Source organism: Aliiroseovarius pelagivivens, assembly GCF_900302485.1.
Classification (GTDB): Bacteria; Pseudomonadota; Alphaproteobacteria; order Rhodobacterales; family Rhodobacteraceae; genus Aliiroseovarius; species Aliiroseovarius pelagivivens.
Genome location: NZ_OMOI01000001.1, coordinates 944,270 through 961,854, shown reverse-complemented (window position 1 = coordinate 961,854; position 17,585 = coordinate 944,270). Strand labels below are relative to the sequence as shown.

The window sequence follows — 17,585 nt, the reverse complement described above, 5'->3', positions numbered from 1 at the left end:
TTTCCTCAGCGGTAAGGCGCGTCAAGTTCGATGTTGCGCGCGATCTCGGCTTCCCAGCGTTCGCCGTTCTCAAGCAGTTTTGCCTTGTCATAGAACAGCTCTTCGCGGGTTTCCGTCGCGAACTCGAAATTCGGACCTTCGACGACCGCATCCACCGGGCAAGCTTCCTGGCAGAAACCGCAATAGATGCATTTGGTCATGTCGATGTCATAGCGCGTGGTGCGGCGCGATCCGTCTTCGCGGGGTTCCGCGTCGATGGTGATCGCTTGCGCGGGGCAGATAGCCTCGCACAGTTTACAGGCGATGCAACGCTCTTCCCCGTTCGGATAACGGCGCAGTGCGTGTTCGCCGCGGAAACGCGGGGACAGCGGGCCCTTCTCAAACGGGTAGTTGATCGTTGCCTTCTTGGCGAAGAAATACTTCAGGCCCAGCTGGAACCCTTTCATAAAGTCCATCAGCAGGAAGTATTTCGTTGCGCGTGCGTAATCGAATGCCATTGATCAGCCCCCCACGGTCCAGCGGGCATAAGCGCCCCAGAATGCCCCGTATTGGGCGAAGAATGCGACCAGAACGACCCAGCCCAGCGACAGCGGCAGGAAGACTTTCCAGCCAATGCGCATCAGTTGGTCATAGCGATAGCGCGGCGTGATGGCTTTCACCATTGAGAAGACGAAGAAGAAGAAGAAGATCTTCGCAAACAGCCACAGGATACCATCCGGCAGGGCCTCGACCGGCGACAGCCAGCCGCCGAAGAACAGGATCGAGATCAGCGTACACATCAGAACGATGGCCACATATTCGCCGATCATGAACAGCAGGAACGGGGTCGACGAGTATTCAACCTGGTAACCCGCGACGAGTTCCGATTCCGCTTCCGGAAGGTCAAACGGTGGGCGGTTTGTTTCCGCCAATGCCGAGATCAGAAACAGGAAGACCATCGGGAAGTGCGGCAGCCAGTACCAGCTAAGCAGCCCTGCGCCGTCTTGCGCGTTCACGATGTCGCCGAAGTTCATCGACCCGGTCGAGATGATCACACCGATGATGATCAGACCGATCGAGACTTCGTAGGAAATCATCTGTGCCGCCGAGCGCAGCGAGCCAAGGAACGGATATTTCGAGTTCGACGCCCAACCACCCATGATCACGCCGTACACCTCAAGCGAGGAGACCGCGAAAACGAACAGGATCGCCACGTTCACATCGGCCAGCACCCAGTCATCGTTGAACGGGATCACCGCCCAGGCGACCATCGCCAAGACGAAGCTGAGCAGCGGTGCCAGCATGAAGACAAACCGGTCCGCGCCCGCAGGCACCACGATTTCCTTCAGCACGTATTTCAGGAAGTCCGCAAAGGATTGCAGCACGCCGAAAGCCCCAACAACGTTGGGACCTTTGCGCAGCTGAACGGCTGCCCAGACCTTGCGGTCGAAATAGAGCAGAAAGGCCAGCGCCACCAAAAGCGGAACCACGATCAGCAGACACTGACCAATGATCAAAAGCGCGATGCCTAAGTTTGTTGTGGTGAAGAATTCATACATATCTCTTCATGCCCTCAGACCGTAGGTATTCCATATTTCATTCAGCAGCGAGCTGCGCACCCGAGCGGGCACGAGCCTGCGCGGACAGTTCGGCCATCACTTCCGACGCCCGTGCAATCGGGTTGGTCAGATAGAAATCGCCAATCACATAGCGGAAGGACGCATTGCCCATTTTTTCGACCGGCAAAGCCTGCCATTCGTTGTCAGTCACCTGATCTACACCACCCAGAACCGGAGCGGCTTCGACCATTGCGCGGCGCAGGCCTGCTTGGGTGTCCCAAGGCAGGGTCGCACCCAGCTCAGCCGACAGCGCACGCAGGATGGCCCAGTTTTCCTTGGCCTCACCCGGTGCGAAATTGGCGCGCAGTGCAACCTGCGGGCGGCCTTCGGTGTTCACGAACAGGCCGCTTTCCTCGGTATAGGCCGCACCCGGCAGGATCACATCGGCGCGCATTGCACCGCGATCACCGTGGCTACCCTGATAGATCACGAACGGGCCATCAGCGATTTCGATCTCGTCCGCACCCATGTTAAAGATCACATCGGCGCCGGTTGTGGCGGCTTCCATGCCACCTTCGGTAACAGCGCCCAGATCCATCGCGCCCACACGACCAGCAGCGGTGTGCAGGATCATGAGTTTCGAGCCCGTGTCCTCGGCCAGCTTCATGGCATTGGACAGAACCGCCAGACCATCGGCTTCACGCAAGGCACCCTGCCCGACGATCACCACCGACGGCGCGTCTTTCACGGCGCCGTAGTCCTTGCCCACGATGCTTTCCAACGCGGCGCGGTCAGTGCCCACGTGCGCGTAGTCATAGGTCAGATCAACGGCTTCACCGACCAGACCAACCTCAGCACCTTTCAGCCAGGCCTTCCGGATCCGGGCGTTCAGGACCGGAGCTTCAACACGCGGGTTGGTACCGATCAGCTGGATGAACTTGGCGTTGTCGATGTCTTCGATCGACGCCGTACCGACGTAACCCGAACGGTTGCCAATCGGCAGACGCGCATTGTCGGTGCGGCATTCGACGTTGCCGCCAAGCCCCTCGATCAGGGTCTTCAGCGAGAACGCTGCCTCGGCAGACGCCAGATCACCGATCAGGCCGGCAACCTTGGTCGCACCCTTCATCGCTTCGGCAGTTTTCGTCAGAGCCTCCCCCCAGGTGGCTTTGCGCAATTTGCCGTTTTCGCGGATATAAGGCGTGTCCAAACGCTGACGACGCAGACCGTCCCAGATGAAACGCGTCTTGTCGGAAATCCATTCTTCATTCACGCCGTCATGGTTGCGCGGCAGCACACGCATGACTTCGCGACCCTTGGTGTCCACGCGGATGTTCGATCCAAGCGCGTCCATCACGTCGATGGTCTCGGTCTTGGTCAGTTCCCACGGGCGGGCGGTGAAGGCGTAAGGTTTCGAAGTCAGAGCACCGACCGGGCAGAGGTCGATGATGTTGCCCTGAAGATTGCTGTCCAGCGTCTGGTTCAGATAGCTAGTGATCTCGGCATCTTCACCGCGACCGGTTTGGCCCATCTGCGTGATACCTGCGATTTCCGAGGTAAAGCGAACGCAGCGGGTGCAGCTGATGCAACGGGTCATCGCGGTGCCGACCAGCGGCCCAAGGTCCAGATCGTCGACCGAGCGCTTCATCTCGTTAAAGCGCGTGCCAGCCATGCCATATGCCATGGCCTGATCCTGCAGATCGCATTCGCCGCCCTGATCGCAAATCGGGCAATCCAGCGGGTGGTTGATCAGCATGAATTCCATCACGCCTTCGCGGGCCTTCTTGACCATGGGCGAGTTGGTTTTCACGACCGGAGGTTGCCCTTCTGGACCGGGGCGCAAATCGCGCACCTGCATGGCACAGGAAGCTGCCGGCTTGGGCGGACCGCCCACGACCTCGACCAGACACATGCGGCAGTTGCCCGCAATCGACAGACGTTCGTGATAGCAGAAACGCGGAACCTCGATCCCGGCCACTTCACATGCCTGGATCAGCGTCATCGCGCCGTCCACTTCGACTTCCATGTCGTCAATGACGATCTTTTTCAGGTCGCTCATCACGGTCCCTTTTTCGTTCCATGAGCCGGTGTTTTCACCGTGCCCACACGTTCATGCCCTCAGCGCTCGTATAGTAACGAGCCCGTAAAAGAGCGCTTTTCAATCTCTGCACGGCCAACCGTGCAATAAGTTTCTTCCTGACCCTCAACCACACCTTTCGACGCCAAAAGAGGCTCGGCAATGGCGCGGAAACGGTCTTGTTCGGTATCGCTGTCCACATAGTCCATGACCTCGCTGTGCGAGAACCCCAGCGACATGGCGTGTTTACGCAGAGAAAACGCCTTGTTCAGAAGGCGCAGCTTACGCAAGCTCAGCGCGTCACAGTTTTCGTCGATCAGATAGGCAACAGACGCGCCAAGCAGTTCGGCATGCATGCGGCTGTCGCTACGCAGCGGATCATAGTCTGTGGCGTGTGCCATCCCGGCAGTTGCGGACAGGCCAGCGGCCAGAAAAACAGTACGAATACTCATCATCTCAAAACTCCTTTGTTTACAAAGGAGATGGGAAGCAGAGGCGTTGTCATGCAATAACAACACGCCAAAACGGGCGTAAAATCGCCTATTTTCAGTATGTTGCGTTGCTTGTTCATCGTACTGGTTTCTCTCTACAGTTCGCGCTTACTCGGCAGCGATGCTGACTTTACCCTGCTTATTCACACGGATACGGTCTTCGATTTCGTCTCGGAAATTGCGGATCAGGCCCTGGATCGGCCACGCAGCCGCGTCACCAAGCGCACAGATTGTGTGGCCTTCGACCTGCTTGGTCACGTCCCACAGCATGTCGATTTCCTCGACATCTGCCTCGCCTTTAACCAGACGATCCATCACGCGCATCATCCAGCCGGTGCCTTCACGGCACGGCGTACACTGGCCGCAGCTTTCGTGCTTATAGAATTTCGACAGGCGCCAGATCGCTTTGATCATGTCGGTGGATTGATCCATCACAATCACCGCCGCAGTCCCAAGACCCGAACCCAGCTCGCCGCGCAGGTAATCGAAATCCATGATCGCGTCGCGCATGTTTTCAGCGCGAACACAGGGCACGGACGATCCACCGGGAATAACCGCTTTCAGATTGTCCCAACCACCGCGAATACCGCCGCAATGCTTTTCAATCAGCTCTTCGAAGCTGATCGACATGGCCTCTTCAACCACGCATGGGTTGTTCACGTGGCCCGAAATGCCAAACAGTTTGGTGCCCGCATTGTTGGGGCGGCCAAAGCCCGCAAACCATTCCGGACCACGGCGCAGAATGGTCGGCACAACCGCAATCGATTCCACGTTGTTTACCGTAGTCGGGCAACCATACAGGCCCGCGCCTGCCGGGAAAGGAGGCTTCATGCGGGGCATGCCCTTCTTGCCTTCAAGGCTTTCGATCAGCGCGGTTTCTTCACCGCAGATGTACGCGCCTGCCCCGTGATGCAGGAACAGGTCGAAGTCCCAGCCAGATTTCGCAGCGTTCTTGCCCAGAAGACCCGCGTCATAGGCTTCGTCAATCGCCGCTTGCAGCGCTTCACGCTCGCGGATGAACTCGCCGCGGATATAGATGTAGGCGGTGTTGGCATTCATCGCGAAAGACGCAATCAGCGCGCCTTCGATCAGCGTGTGCGGATCATGGCGCATGATCTCGCGGTCTTTACAGGTGCCGGGTTCGGATTCGTCCGCGTTGATCACCAGATAGGCCGGACGCCCATCGCTTTCCTTCGGCATGAAAGACCATTTCAGACCGGTCGGGAAGCCCGCCCCACCACGGCCCCGCAGGCCCGAGGCTTTCATCTGGTCGATGATCCAGTCACGGCCTTTTTTGATGATCCCGGCTGTGCCGTCCCAGTGGCCGCGCGCTTTGGCGCCCGCAAGGGTGCGTTCGTGCATGCCATAGAGGTTGGTAAAGATCCGGTCTTTATCCTGCAGCATTCGCTTCTATCCTTCATCCGTCTGACGCTGACGCCAGATCCGATACGTTACGACCAGTCCGAAAACAAAACCGGCCAGTGCCAGCATATCCACCAATGCCATGGTCCGATTGGACCAGCCAAGGCTGTTGCCAGCAAACGTGCCACCGACCCACAACAGCCCCGTCGCAGCTATGACAAGTGCTGCCATACGCCCCTGACGTCTGATGTTGTTTTGCGAGTCGGTTGCCATGTTCATTCCTTAGTAGACCTTGCCTTTTTTGACCTTGGACGAGAATTCGGTCTCTCCGCCCTCGGCCAGAATTTTGGCTTGTTCTACCCAGCCGTCCCGTTCGATCCGGCCTTTGAATTTCAGATTATCGTCGACCCAGGCGATCTCGTCCGCGCCCCATTTGGCGACCTGGTCGAAATGCCAGAACCCAAGCTCGTTCAAGGTCTGCTCCAGCTTGGGACCGACGCCCTTGAGCTGTTTCAGATCATCCGCACCGGCTTTGCGGGGGGCTTTCAGGGTACGAGGTTTCTTTGCCGTGCCAGTCGCTGCGGGAGCGGCCTCGGCCTTCTCGGCTTTCTTCGGTGCGGCATTCTTCGGTGCGACCTTCTTGGGCGCCGCTTTCTTGGCAGCCGGTTTGGCCTGCTGAGCAGCCGTCTTGCCGGTCTCGGGCGCTTTCGGCGTCGGGGCGGCGGCATTGCGACCAGCCACGATCCCATCCTTACCGATCCACGGCGTCAGAAGCGGAACTTCGGTGCCGTCGATGCGCTTGACCGTGTCGCCGATATCCGTGGCCAGCTGAACCGACGCGTTATACTGCGTCTTGCCGCTATCATACTCGGTCAACGAGGTCAGACCGGACAGAGGCTCTGCCGCATAGCGACCATTCTGCGGGCCGGGCGTGGGTACATTGCCTGCACGTAGCTCGTCCACGATCTTGGCGAAGCTCTCGGCGGTCAAATCTTCGTAATAGTCCTTACCGATTTGGGCCATCGGCGCGTTGGTGCAGGATCCAAGGCACTCGACCTCTTCCCAGCTCAGCTTGCCGTCATCGGACACAACATGCGGCTTGTCGGCGATCTTCTCGCGACAGACCGCGATCAGGTCTTCCGCGCCGCAGATCATGCAACCCGTGGTGCCGCAAATCTGGATATGCGCGACCGAGCCAACAGGCTGCAGTTGGAACATGAAATAGAACGAGGCCACTTCCAGCACGCGGATATAGGCCATGCCCAGCATGTCGGCCACAGCTTCAATCGCGGGCTTGGTCAGCCAGCCTTCCTGTTCCTGTGCACGCCACAAAAGCGGAATCACAGCCGAGGCCTGACGTCCCTCGGGATATTTCGTGATCTGCCCTTCCGCCCAAGCAAGGTTGGCTGGCGTGAAAGCAAAGCTTTCGGGCTGTTCATGATGCAGACGGCGAAGCATTAGCGGTCGATCTCCCCAAACACGACGTCCATGGTGCCGATGATGGCGGCGACGTCTGCCAGTTGGTGGCCACTGGCCACATAGTCCATTGCCTGAAGGTGCAAGAACCCGGGCGCGCGGATTTTCGAGCGGTAGGGTTTGTTGGACCCGTCCGACACCAGATACACACCGAATTCGCCCTTGGGCGCTTCAACGGCGGCATATACCTCGCCTTCGGGCAGTTTAAAGCCTTCGGTGTAAAGCTTGAAATGGTGGATCAGGCTTTCCATCGACTGTTTCATGTCGCTGCGCTTGGGCGGGGTCAGCTTGCCACGGGCCAAAACGTCGCCCTGCCCTTCGGGGGCACGCAGTTTTTCAACACATTGCAGGATGATCGACAGCGACTGGCGCATCTCTTCCATGCGGACAAGATAGCGGTCATAGCAGTCGCCGTTTTTGCCGACGGGGATCTGGAACTCGAACTCGTCATAGCATTCGTAAGGCTGCGCGCGGCGCAAATCCCATGCCAGACCGGATCCACGGACCATCACCCCCGAGAAGCCCCAATCCAGAATGTCCTGTTCGTCCACCACGCCAATATCAGCGTTACGCTGTTTGAAGATGCGGTTTTCGGTCAGAAGCTCGTCCAGATCCTTGATACGGGTCGGGAAATGATGCGCCCACGTCTCGATATCGTCGATCAGCTCGGGCGGCAGATCCTGATGCACACCACCGGGACGGAAATAGGCAGCGTGCAGACGGGCGCCACAAGCACGTTCGTAAAAACCCATCAGGGCTTCACGTTCGACAAAACCCCAAAGTGGCGGGGTCAACGCACCCACGTCCATTGCCTGAGTGGTGATGTTCAGAAGGTGGTTCAGAATACGGCCGATTTCCGAGTACAGCACGCGGATCAGCTGACCGCGACGCGGCACTTCAACGCCGGCCAGTTTCTCGATCGCCAGACACCAAGCGTGTTCCTGGTTCATCGGAGCCACATAGTCCAGACGGTCAAAATACGGCAGGTTCTGCAGATACGTGCGGCTTTCCATCAGCTTTTCGGTGCCACGGTGCAGAAGGCCGATATGCGGGTCGGCCCGCTCGACAATCTCGCCGTCCAGCTCAAGCACCATGCGCAGCACGCCGTGTGCCGCCGGGTGCTGAGGCCCGAAGTTGATGTTAAAGTTTCGGATCTTCTGTTCGCCGGTTTTGGCGTCTTCGAAGCTCTTGGATCCGTCCATCATACGCTCACCATCTTCTGGGTCCATTCCGACGGAAGCTCACCCATGAACTTCTCGACGAAATTGTATTGCGGTTTCAGTGCTGCCTGAAGTTGGGCCCGTTGGGCCGCAGGCAGATCGGCAGACACGCTGCGATGTACCACGCGTTCGTACTGTGCAGGTTCCGGGGTGATCCCCAAAAAGGCACAGAGACGGGCGATTGCATCAGGCGTAAACAGCCGTTCGTAAAATTCAATGTGAAACATCTCGGACGGCATGGCCGCGCTGAGACGGTTCAGAGTGCGGCGATAGTTCGACCGCTCAAGGATATTCGTAGCCGTCCCGTCCAGAACGCCCTTGATCTTGGCGTCCAATGCGGCACGTCCCTGGTTGCCCACAACCATGCGGATGTTCGACCAGATGCGTTCCACCGGGTCACGCATCAAAAAGACAAAGCGCACCTTGTCCGTCAGCCCAGCCATTGCACGGAAGGTCGCTTCTTTCAGCATGCCATAGGCCGGAGTGAAGTCGCCGATCAGCTTTGCATCACCCGAAGCTTTGCGAACAAACTGCAGATAGGCTTCATCATCGCGGGTTTCCCCGTCAAATGCGTTCAGCCAATCCTCGCCATCAGCCAGCAAGCGCTTCTGATGCGGCTTCGGGGTGTCGTCTGCGGCCAGTTTGGCGCGCACGCCTTCCAGCCGCTCTTCAAGCTGCTTGCGGTGCCATGCCCCGCTGCCATGCTCGAGCGCGTCAAAATAGTGAAGCTCCTTCACCGCCGGAAGCTGACACTCCCGATGCGAATTGAGGTAGTCGTACAGCCAGCTGGTGCCGGCCTTCGTTGCCCCAATGCAGAATATGAAGGTTTGCCCACTCATCAGGATCAGCCTTTGGCCTCTTCCGTTTTCTCGTCGCCCGGCAGGATGTAGTTTGCACCCTCCCATGGGGACATGAAGTCGAACTGGCGATAGTCCTGCGTCAGGGTCACGGGTTCATAAACTACGCGTTTCTCGACTTCGTCATACCGCACTTCGGTATAGCCGGTGGTCGGGAAATCTTTGCGCAGCGGGAAGCCACGGAAGCCATAGTCGGTCAGGATGCGACGCAGATCCGGGTGGCCCGAAAACAGGATCCCGAACATGTCGAAAACTTCGCGTTCGAACCAGTTGGCGGATTTGTGGACCTCGGTGATCGAGGGCACCATATCGTCTTCGCGCACGGCCACTTTCACACGGATGCGCTGGTTCGTGTACATCGACAAGAAGTGGTACACCACGTCGAAACGGGGCTCGCGTTCTGGCAGGTCCACAGCGGTGATGTCCACCAGCGACGAGAACTTGCAGGCAGTGTCCGTCTTCAGGAACTCGATGAACGGTACAATTCCGGACAGCGGGACATTCACGGTCAGCTCGCCATAGGCGATATCCCAGCTGAGGACGCAGTCTGGACGCTTTGCCTCGATGGTGGCGCCAAGTTCGTTCAGGGCTTCGCTCATCGCTTACCTCACAATCGTGCCGGTGCGGCGGATTTTGCGTTGCAGTTGCAGGATGCCGTAAAGCAGCGCCTCTGCGGTCGGCGGGCAGCCCGGAACATAGACGTCCACAGGAACGATACGGTCACAGCCACGCACAACCGAATAGGAATAGTGGTAATAGCCACCGCCGTTTGCGCAGGATCCCATCGAGATCACGTAACGCGGATCAGGCATCTGGTCGTAAACCTTGCGCAGCGCAGGCGCCATCTTGTTGGTCAACGTGCCGGCCACGATCATCAGGTCCGACTGACGCGGAGAGGCGCGCGGGGCAGTCCCGAAACGCTCAAGGTCATAATGTGCCATGGCCGAGTGCATCATCTCAACCGCGCAGCAGGCCAGACCAAAGGTCATCCAGTGCAGCGACCCGGTACGGGCCCAGTTGATAATGTCGTCGGTGGTGGTCAGCAGAAAGCCCTTGTCGGCCAACTGATCATTCAGAAGACGGGTCGCGTGTTCGCGGTCACCGCCAGCCGTGTTGGCTCCAGTCATCACTCCCATTCGAGTGCCCCTTTCTTCCATTCGTACGCAAAGCCGATCGTCAGAACGGCCAGGAACACCATCATTGACCAGAAACCCAAGAGCCCGACGTCCTTGAAGGCCACAGCCCAAGGGAACAGGAAGGCGATTTCCAGATCGAAAATGATGAACAGGATCGCCACCAGATAAAACCGGCTATCAAATTTCATCCGCGCGTCATCGAAGGCATTGAAACCGCATTCGTAAGCACTAAGTTTTTCGGGGTCGGGATTGCGGACTGCCAGCACAACGGCGGCAAGGATCAGAACAAGTCCGATAACAATGGCGAGTCCGAGGAAAATGATGATGGGGAGGTATTCCCTGAGAAGATCTTCCACGTGTGGCTCCTTATAAAGCGGATTTCCCGCCTTTCGTTAGCTATGTGCGGTTTACCGCCGCACCGGTGCAGGGTCAACCGACCGGCCATCGCATTCAATCATTTGAATTCAAGAGCGCATAACGTCGATAACACGTCGCAATCGCGTTGAAAGTAAGGGGGTTGGGCGATGTTCCTCATGAAATCGCACCCGAATATTCCATCACGTGTTAATCAATTTTCCTTGCCACCTTGCAGCGCGTCCGAGCATCTGCAGCATTTCCGCCTCAAAGACGGATCGGAAAAGAGACTCACCATATGGGCCTCGCCGCCTAGCCAAACGCAAGGCGCAGGGCGCACAACGTCAGGACAACGGTCACCGGACCCCACAACATACGTTCAGCGCGTGAGGGCGTGGCAAGGTTGGCAATCGTGGTCAAAACTGTGATGGCAAGCGCTACCCAGAACGTCCAGCTCGGCAGATCGGGTGCGATGCCAGCCCGCGCCGCCATCGCTGTCCCCATGAAGATAAGAATTGCGCCCTGCCCGATGGCCGCCACGCGCATCCCGGCAGGCAAGCGGCCGCGCCAACGGCCTCCGTTTGCCAGATGCCCCCAGGGTGCCCCCAACGCCATACAGGCTTGGAAACACACAAGGACAGCGATCAACGCCACGTATATCCAGCCAGCCCAGATCATGGGCAGAGCCTAGCAGATCACGCCCAGCTTGGCTTCTCTTTTGCGAAGAAGGCTGCGATGCCTTCCTGTGCTTCGGCGCTTTCCCAACGCGCGACCAGACCGGCAATGGTTTCGTCGATGATCTCTTCCGTGATGGGCGGGCCAAGGCGGCGTGCCAAGGCTTTGGCTTCGGCCACCGCGCCGGGGGCCACCGACAGGTAGGGTTTCACCTCGGCCTCAACAGCAGCGTCCAGATCTTCCGGCGCAACAGCCTTGGCCAGAAGGCCCAGTGTCACGGCTTCATCTGCATCGAAAATACGCGCCGACATGAAGACGCGACGTGCCATCGCCTCGCCCAGTCGGGCCAGAACGTAGGGTCCGATCGTGGCCGGAATCAGGCCCAGACGGGTTTCGGTCAGGCCAAATTTTGCCCCCTGCACACCAATTGAAACATCGGACACCGAGGCCATCCCGACCCCACCGCCAAATGCTTGCCCCTGCACTTTCGCAATCAAGGGTTTGGGCATTTCATTCAATGCATTCAGCATCATAGCCAGCTTCTTGGCCTCGACGCCACGGGTCACTGGATCAGCCGCCATCTGGTCTTGCATCCAGCGCAAATCACCGCCCGCGCAGAAGCTTTTGCCGTCGCCGGTCAAGATCACCACGCGCACTGCATCATCCGCACCCAGTTTGTTCGCGGCGTCTGTCAGCTCTTCAATCATCGTGGCAGACATGGCGTTGTGCTTGTCCGCACGGTCCAAAAGCAGCGCGGCTACGCCGCGTTCATCCGTGGTGATCGAAATGGTTTCATAACCCATGATTAGTCCCCTGCCCGCATTTGCCGCGCCATCACGGCAGCTTTTTCAAGAATGTCCCGGTCCAGTCCGGTGGTGTAGCCCAGCGCGGTCACGCGGTCATATACGGCTTCGGTCGCCACATTGCCTTGCGCGCCCGGCGCGTAAGGACAGCCGCCCAGCCCGCCGACAGCGGCGTCAAACACGCGAATGCCCTTGGCCAGCGAGGCCTCGACATTGTCGCAAGCCCGCCCACTGGTGTCATGGTAGTGGCCTGCAAACTTCGACGCTTCGCCTTCGCCCAACACCGCATCCAGCATGGTCGAGATGCTGTCTGGCGTGGCCTGTCCGATCGTGTCGCCCAGCGAGATTTCATAGCAGCCCATAGCCAGCAGCTCTTTCGCAACCCACGCCACCTGCGCAGGATCGGTCGGCCCGTCATAAGGGCAGTCCGTCACGCAGGAAATGTAGCCGCGCATGGGAAGGCCCGCCGCTTTAGCGGCCTCGGCCACCGGCTGAAACCGCTCGAGGCTTTCGGCAATGGTGCAGTTGATATTGGCCTTCGAGAATCCTTCCGAGGCCGAGCCAAAGATGGCAATCTCGTCGGCTTTTGCTACCACGGCCCCTTCAAAGCCCCGCATATTCGGGGTCAGGGCTGCATAGGATATGCCCGGCGTGCGGGTGATGCCTGCCAGAACGTCGGCGCTGTCGGCCATTTGCGGCACCCATTTGGGGCTGACAAAGCTGGCGATCTCGATCCGCTTGAAGCCGGCACCTGACAACAGATCGACCAGTGCGATCTTCTCCTCGGTCGGGATCTGACGCTTTTCGTTTTGCAGTCCGTCGCGCGGGCCGACTTCGAAAATTTCCACGTATTCCATAGGGTTACTCCTCGGGGACAGGATAGAAATCCTGTGCATAGAAACGTTGTTCGCCTTCGCGCGAAATCACGCGCTGATAGGACGGCAAAGCTTCGACCCGCGTTTTGTAGGCGGTGACATTCGGGAATTCGTCCAGCTTCACATAGTAAGGTGCGGCGAAGATGTTGAACCCCATCATGATGTCCGCCGCCGAGAAACCGCGATCCAGAAGCCATTCGCGGCCCTCCAGATGTTTCTCGAGCCCGGCCACCGTGTGGCGCAACCGCGCGACGTTGATCTTGATCACAACCGGGCTGGGTTTGACCGGAGGTCGCAGGAATACCATCTGCATGTTCAGCTGCTCGATCAGACTAGCCATGGTTTCTGTATAGTGAATCCACTGCAGATAATCGGTGCGTTCAGGTTGTCCGGGGGACACGCCTAGCTCGGGCGCATAGGTCTCGGTCAGGTATTCGACGATGGCCCCGCTTTCCGACATGGTGATGTCGCCGATTTCCAACGCAGGAATGCGGGTCGCAGGAGAAACCTTGCGCAGGTCGCTTTCGAACATCTCGCGTGAGCCGATCTTGTATTCGACCACCTCGAGCGTCTCGCCCAGCTTTTCTTCCAGCCCGATTTCTTCGATCAGCCACAAGACGCGGACCGAACGGCCATATTGGACGTGATGTAGACGGAAGGTCATGCGTCTTCCTCTTCGTCTTCCAGACGGATGAGCGGCGCGCCAGCTTCCACTTGATCGCCATCGGCACACAGCACTTCGGCAACCACACCATCGCGTGCTGCTTCCAGCGAATGCTCCATCTTCATGGCTTCAAGGATCGCAAGGCGGTCGCCTTCCTTCACTTCTTGGCCAGCGGTCGCGAAGACGGCTTTCACAAGGCCCGGCATCGGGGCTTCGATTACGCCTGCCCCAGCGCCGGCACCTGCGTCCTGATCGAGAGGGTCAGATACGTAGAATTCCAGCCCCGACTGCGCAAAGACCGTTACAACGTTGCCTGCCTTGGCCACGCGCGGACCACGATCACCGCCCATTTTCCACTGGCCGTTCAGACACAGGGCCTCGATCTGGTCTTCACCCACGGTGATCATATGACGATCAGCGCCGTACGAGGTCACAACCACGTCGAATTGCTCTTCAGCATGGGTCAGGGTGACGAAATGGTTCTGGCCACCCCACAGGGTAAAACCGGTGCCTTCGCGTTTCAGCAGATCCAGTGCACAAAGGGCAGCTGCGCCAATATCGCTTAGGCTGGGTCCGGGTTCGGCGGTCAGCGCGTCCAGGTCGCGCTCGATCAGGCCGGTGTCCACGTCCCCTGCCGCAAAGCCTTCGTGACGCGTCAAGGCGCCAAGGAAAGCCAAGTTGGTGACCGATCCAGCCACTTCCGTATGCGACAGAGCTGACGAAAGCATCCGCAGCGCCGCGGCACGCGATCCTGCATGCACGGTCAGCTTGGCGATCATCGGATCATAGAAGGGGCTGATCGTGTCGCCTGCCCGCACACCGGTATCGGCGCGCGCGCCTTCAGGAAACTTCAGGTGGGACAGCGTACCAGTGGCCGGCAGGAAGCCCTTTGGTACGTCCTCGGCATAAAGGCGAGCCTCAAACGAATGGCCGTTGATGGTCAGTTCGTCCTGTTGTTTTGGCAAGCCTTCGCCTGACGCCACACGCAGCTGCCATTCAACCAGATCGACGCCGGTGATGGCTTCGGTGACGGGATGCTCGACCTGAAGGCGGGTGTTCATTTCCATGAACCAGAACCCGTCGGTGCGCAGGCCATCGGCGCCATCCACGATGAACTCAACTGTGCCGGCACCCTTATAGCCAATGGCCTCGGCTGCGCGCACGCCAGCCATACCCATTGCCTCGCGGACTTCTTCAGTCATGCCGGGGGCCGGAGCTTCCTCGATCACTTTCTGGTGGCGGCGCTGAAGCGAGCAATCGCGTTCAAACAGATGCACCGCTTGGGTGCCGTCGCCGAAGACCTGCACCTCGATATGGCGCGGAGAGAGGATGTATTTCTCGACCAACACATCGGGATTGCCGAAAGCGGTCTGGGCTTCGCCCTGTGCAGATTTCAGCGCGTCGGCGAAATCTGCAGGGTCGTCCACGCGACGCATCCCTTTGCCGCCGCCACCTGCGACAGCCTTGATCAGCACCGGGTAACCCATCTTGTCCGCCTCAGCGGCCAGAAGCGTCGGATCCTGATCTTCGCCGTGATAGCCCGGAACGACAGGTACGCCTGCGTCCACCATCAGCTTCTTGGCGGCATCTTTCAGACCCATCTTGCGGATCGCGTCCGAAGACGGGCCGATGAAGGTCAGACCAGCCTTTTCAACTGAATCCACAAAGTCGGGGTTCTCAGACAGGAAGCCATAGCCCGGGTGGATGCCCTGTGCGCCGGTGTCCAGCGCGGCCTGGATGATCCGGTCGCCCAGCAGATAGGACTGTGCTGGTTGGGGCGGGCCGATGTGGACAGCCTCATCCGCCAGTTTCACATGGCGCGAGTTTGCATCGGCATCTGAATAAACAGCCACAGTGGCCACGCCCAGCTTGCGGGCAGTGTCGATGACGCGGCAGGCAATCTCGCCGCGGTTTGCAATCAGGATCTTCGTGAACATCTCTGTTCCTCCTTCGGGTGGGGCCCTGCCCCGCTTGTGTGGCTCGCCCCGCGAGAGGGCGAAAATTCTGTTATCCGTTCAGACGCTTGCACCAGTTGATCCGGCTGCCGCGGTCATAGCGCACCGCCAGCCCTTCGCTGATCAACGCGTCCCCCACGTCGCGACCGTCGGCGGTCATGCGGACTAACTCACGACCAAACTTGTCGTAACCTTCGTGCTGAAAACTGATGCTGGCCCCATCCACGATCTGACGCAGGCGGGCTGTAGCCCGGTCGCCCAGCGCCTTTTCCGCCGCACAGCCCGGATCTTTAGTTTCCGGTGTGTCAAAGCCGACCAACCGCGCCGTGCGTTTGCGGTCCGGGCATTTCAGCTCGACCGTATCCCCGTCATAGACATAGCCCAGCCGACAACCGTCGATCTCGTTGACGCGCGGCACAGGCGCGATGCGCTCGGCCAGCGTGTAAAAGATCAACAGCGTCAGCCCGCAATATATGACGAGGTTCGTGTCCAAGGCTTACATCCGGAAGACGCCGAACTTGGTTTCTTCGATCGGGGCATTCAGGGCTGCCAGAAGCGACAAGTACAGCACCTCGCGCGATTTGCGCGGGTCGATGATGCCGTCATCCCACAGACGCGCCGAGGCGTAGAGCGGATGGCTTTGCTCCTCGAACATGTCGATGGTGGGTTGCTTGAAAGCGGCTTCTTCGTCTGCCGACCATTCGCCGCCCTGACGCTCGATCGCATCGCGCTTCACGGTCGCCAACACGCCTGCGGCCTGTTCACCACCCATCACGGAAATCCGCGAGTTCGGCCACGACCACATGAAGCGCGGCTGATAGGCGCGCCCGGCCATGCCGTAGTTACCAGCGCCATACGAGCCGCCAACAACCATCGTCACTTTCGGGACGTTTGTGGTGGCAACTGCGGTCACCATTTTGGCGCCATGGCGGGCAATGCCTTCGTTTTCATATTTGCGGCCTACCATGAAGCCGGTGATGTTCTGCAGGAAGACCAGTGGGATATTCCGCTGGCTGCACAGTTCAACGAAATGCGCGCCTTTCTGAGCAGCTTCCGAGAAGATCACGCCATTGTTGGCGATGATCCCGATGGGACAGCCTTTCAGGTGCGCAAAGCCAGTGACCAGCGTTTCGCCAAAGCGCGGTTTGAATTCGTCAAAGCGCGAGCCGTCGACGATGCGCATGATCACTTCGCGGATGTCGTAAGGCGTCTTCAGGTCTGCGGGGACTACGCCCAGCAGTTCCTCGGCGTCATAGGCGGGTTCTTCCGGTTCCTGCCACTTCACAGTGGCGGGTCTCTGGCGGTTCAGGCTTTCGACCGCACGACGGGCCAGTGCCAGCGCATGTGCGTCGTCTTCGGCCAGATAGTCTGCCACACCAGACAAGCGCGTGTGCACGTCGCCGCCACCAAGGTCTTCGGCCGAAACGACCTCGCCGGTTGCGGCTTTCACCAAGGGCGGACCCGCAAGGAAGATGGTCCCCTGCTCTTTCACGATGATGGTCACGTCCGACATGGCGGGCACATATGCGCCGCCAGCGGTACAGGATCCCATCACAACCGCGATCTGCGGAATGCCCTTCGAGGACATGCGCGCTTGGTTATAGAAGATACGGCCAAAGTGGTCGCGATCCGGGAAGACCTCGTCCTGCTGCGGCAGGTTCGCGCCGCCGCTGTCGACCAGATAGATACAGGGGAGATTGCACTCTTCCGCGATCTCTTGCGCGCGTAGATGCTTCTTCACCGTCATCGGATAATAGGTGCCACCCTTCACGGTGGCATCGTTGCACACGATCATACATTCCTGACCATGTACCTGACCGATACCCGCGATCACACCGGCGCACGGCGCAGAGTTATCATACATGTCATGGGCAGCAGTCGCGCCAACCTCAAGGAAAGGCGAGCCCGGATCGAGCAGGTTCGACACGCGGTCACGTGGCAGCATCTTGCCGCGGCTCAGGTGACGATCACGGGACTTCTGCCCCCCGCCGCCAACGGCTGCTTCAGCAGCATTCGCTACTACTTTCAGGGCTTCAAGATGGCCCTCGCGATTTGCTTTATACGCCTCGGAACCGGGCGTAGCTTGAGAAGTCAGTTTCATC

Annotated in this window: 19 protein-coding genes; all 19 read right to left on the bottom strand. The window is 59.0% G+C overall.

Annotation, left to right across the window (positions count from 1 at the left end; all coding sequences use genetic code 11):
- Window positions 1–5 precede the first annotated feature (5 nt).
- The gene (nuoI, locus tag ALP8811_RS04705; RefSeq protein WP_108856008.1) at window positions 6–497 is read right to left on the bottom strand and encodes an NADH-quinone oxidoreductase subunit NuoI; all 492 of its coding nucleotides are present in this window, start codon (window positions 495–497) and stop codon (window positions 6–8) included.
- A 3-nt stretch (window positions 498–500) separates the two neighbouring features.
- A complete protein-coding gene (nuoH, locus tag ALP8811_RS04700) occupies window positions 501–1,538 on the bottom strand; it encodes an NADH-quinone oxidoreductase subunit NuoH (protein WP_108856007.1) in 1,038 nt (345 codons plus the stop codon).
- A gap of 37 nt (window positions 1,539–1,575) precedes the next feature.
- Window positions 1,576–3,597 (bottom strand): NADH-quinone oxidoreductase subunit NuoG, encoded by a 2,022-nt coding sequence (gene nuoG, locus ALP8811_RS04695; RefSeq protein ID WP_108856006.1) that lies wholly within the window; start codon window positions 3,595–3,597, stop codon window positions 1,576–1,578.
- A gap of 59 nt (window positions 3,598–3,656) precedes the next feature.
- A complete protein-coding gene (locus tag ALP8811_RS04690; RefSeq protein ID WP_146183990.1) occupies window positions 3,657–4,067 on the bottom strand; it encodes a DUF5333 domain-containing protein in 411 nt (136 codons plus the stop codon).
- Window positions 4,068–4,214: 147 nt separating this feature from the next.
- Entirely contained in the window at window positions 4,215–5,510 is a 1,296-nt protein-coding gene (nuoF, locus tag ALP8811_RS04685) for an NADH-quinone oxidoreductase subunit NuoF (RefSeq protein ID WP_108856004.1), read from the bottom strand.
- A gap of 6 nt (window positions 5,511–5,516) precedes the next feature.
- Window positions 5,517–5,741, bottom strand: coding sequence for a DUF5337 domain-containing protein (locus ALP8811_RS04680; RefSeq protein ID WP_108856003.1), 225 nt, complete (start codon window positions 5,739–5,741; stop codon window positions 5,517–5,519).
- 9 nt (window positions 5,742–5,750) lie between these two features.
- Window positions 5,751–6,926, bottom strand: coding sequence for an NADH-quinone oxidoreductase subunit E (locus ALP8811_RS04675; RefSeq protein WP_108856002.1), 1,176 nt, complete (start codon window positions 6,924–6,926; stop codon window positions 5,751–5,753).
- Window positions 6,926–8,146 (bottom strand): NADH-quinone oxidoreductase subunit D, encoded by a 1,221-nt coding sequence (locus tag ALP8811_RS04670; protein WP_108857430.1) that lies wholly within the window; start codon window positions 8,144–8,146, stop codon window positions 6,926–6,928. The genes ALP8811_RS04675 and ALP8811_RS04670 overlap by 1 nt, the downstream gene beginning before the upstream one ends.
- Complete coding sequence (locus ALP8811_RS04665; RefSeq protein ID WP_181363689.1) at window positions 8,146–9,003, bottom strand: sulfotransferase; 858 nt, start codon at window positions 9,001–9,003, stop codon at window positions 8,146–8,148. The genes ALP8811_RS04670 and ALP8811_RS04665 overlap by 1 nt, the downstream gene beginning before the upstream one ends.
- Before the next feature lie 5 nt (window positions 9,004–9,008).
- Window positions 9,009–9,620 (bottom strand): NADH-quinone oxidoreductase subunit C, encoded by a 612-nt coding sequence (locus ALP8811_RS04660; protein WP_108856000.1) that lies wholly within the window; start codon window positions 9,618–9,620, stop codon window positions 9,009–9,011.
- A gap of 3 nt (window positions 9,621–9,623) precedes the next feature.
- Window positions 9,624–10,157 (bottom strand): NuoB/complex I 20 kDa subunit family protein, encoded by a 534-nt coding sequence (locus ALP8811_RS04655; protein WP_108855999.1) that lies wholly within the window; start codon window positions 10,155–10,157, stop codon window positions 9,624–9,626.
- Window positions 10,148–10,513: an NADH-quinone oxidoreductase subunit A gene (locus ALP8811_RS04650; RefSeq protein ID WP_108855998.1), complete on the bottom strand. Its 366-nt coding sequence runs from the start codon at window positions 10,511–10,513 to the stop codon at window positions 10,148–10,150. The genes ALP8811_RS04655 and ALP8811_RS04650 overlap by 10 nt, the downstream gene beginning before the upstream one ends.
- Before the next feature lie 310 nt (window positions 10,514–10,823).
- Window positions 10,824–11,189 carry a hypothetical protein gene (locus ALP8811_RS04645; RefSeq protein ID WP_108855997.1) on the bottom strand — a complete coding sequence of 122 codons (366 nt, stop codon included), beginning with the start codon at window positions 11,187–11,189 and terminating at the stop codon, window positions 10,824–10,826.
- A 17-nt stretch (window positions 11,190–11,206) separates the two neighbouring features.
- Window positions 11,207–11,989: a crotonase/enoyl-CoA hydratase family protein gene (locus ALP8811_RS04640; protein ID WP_108855996.1), complete on the bottom strand. Its 783-nt coding sequence runs from the start codon at window positions 11,987–11,989 to the stop codon at window positions 11,207–11,209.
- Window positions 11,990–11,991: 2 nt separating this feature from the next.
- Complete coding sequence (locus tag ALP8811_RS04635; protein ID WP_108855995.1) at window positions 11,992–12,846, bottom strand: hydroxymethylglutaryl-CoA lyase; 855 nt, start codon at window positions 12,844–12,846, stop codon at window positions 11,992–11,994.
- Between the two features lie 4 nt (window positions 12,847–12,850).
- A complete protein-coding gene (locus ALP8811_RS04630; protein WP_108855994.1) occupies window positions 12,851–13,528 on the bottom strand; it encodes a glutathione S-transferase family protein in 678 nt (225 codons plus the stop codon).
- Window positions 13,525–15,465 carry an acetyl/propionyl/methylcrotonyl-CoA carboxylase subunit alpha gene (locus ALP8811_RS04625; protein ID WP_108855993.1) on the bottom strand — a complete coding sequence of 647 codons (1,941 nt, stop codon included), beginning with the start codon at window positions 15,463–15,465 and terminating at the stop codon, window positions 13,525–13,527. The genes ALP8811_RS04630 and ALP8811_RS04625 overlap by 4 nt, the downstream gene beginning before the upstream one ends.
- Window positions 15,466–15,535: 70 nt before the next feature.
- A complete protein-coding gene (locus tag ALP8811_RS04620; protein WP_108855992.1) occupies window positions 15,536–15,976 on the bottom strand; it encodes a thermonuclease family protein in 441 nt (146 codons plus the stop codon).
- 3 nt (window positions 15,977–15,979) lie between these two features.
- On the bottom strand, window positions 15,980–17,584 hold the full coding sequence (locus tag ALP8811_RS04615; protein ID WP_108855991.1) for a carboxyl transferase domain-containing protein: 1,605 nt from the start codon (window positions 17,582–17,584) through the stop codon (window positions 15,980–15,982).
- Window position 17,585 lies beyond the last annotated feature (1 nt).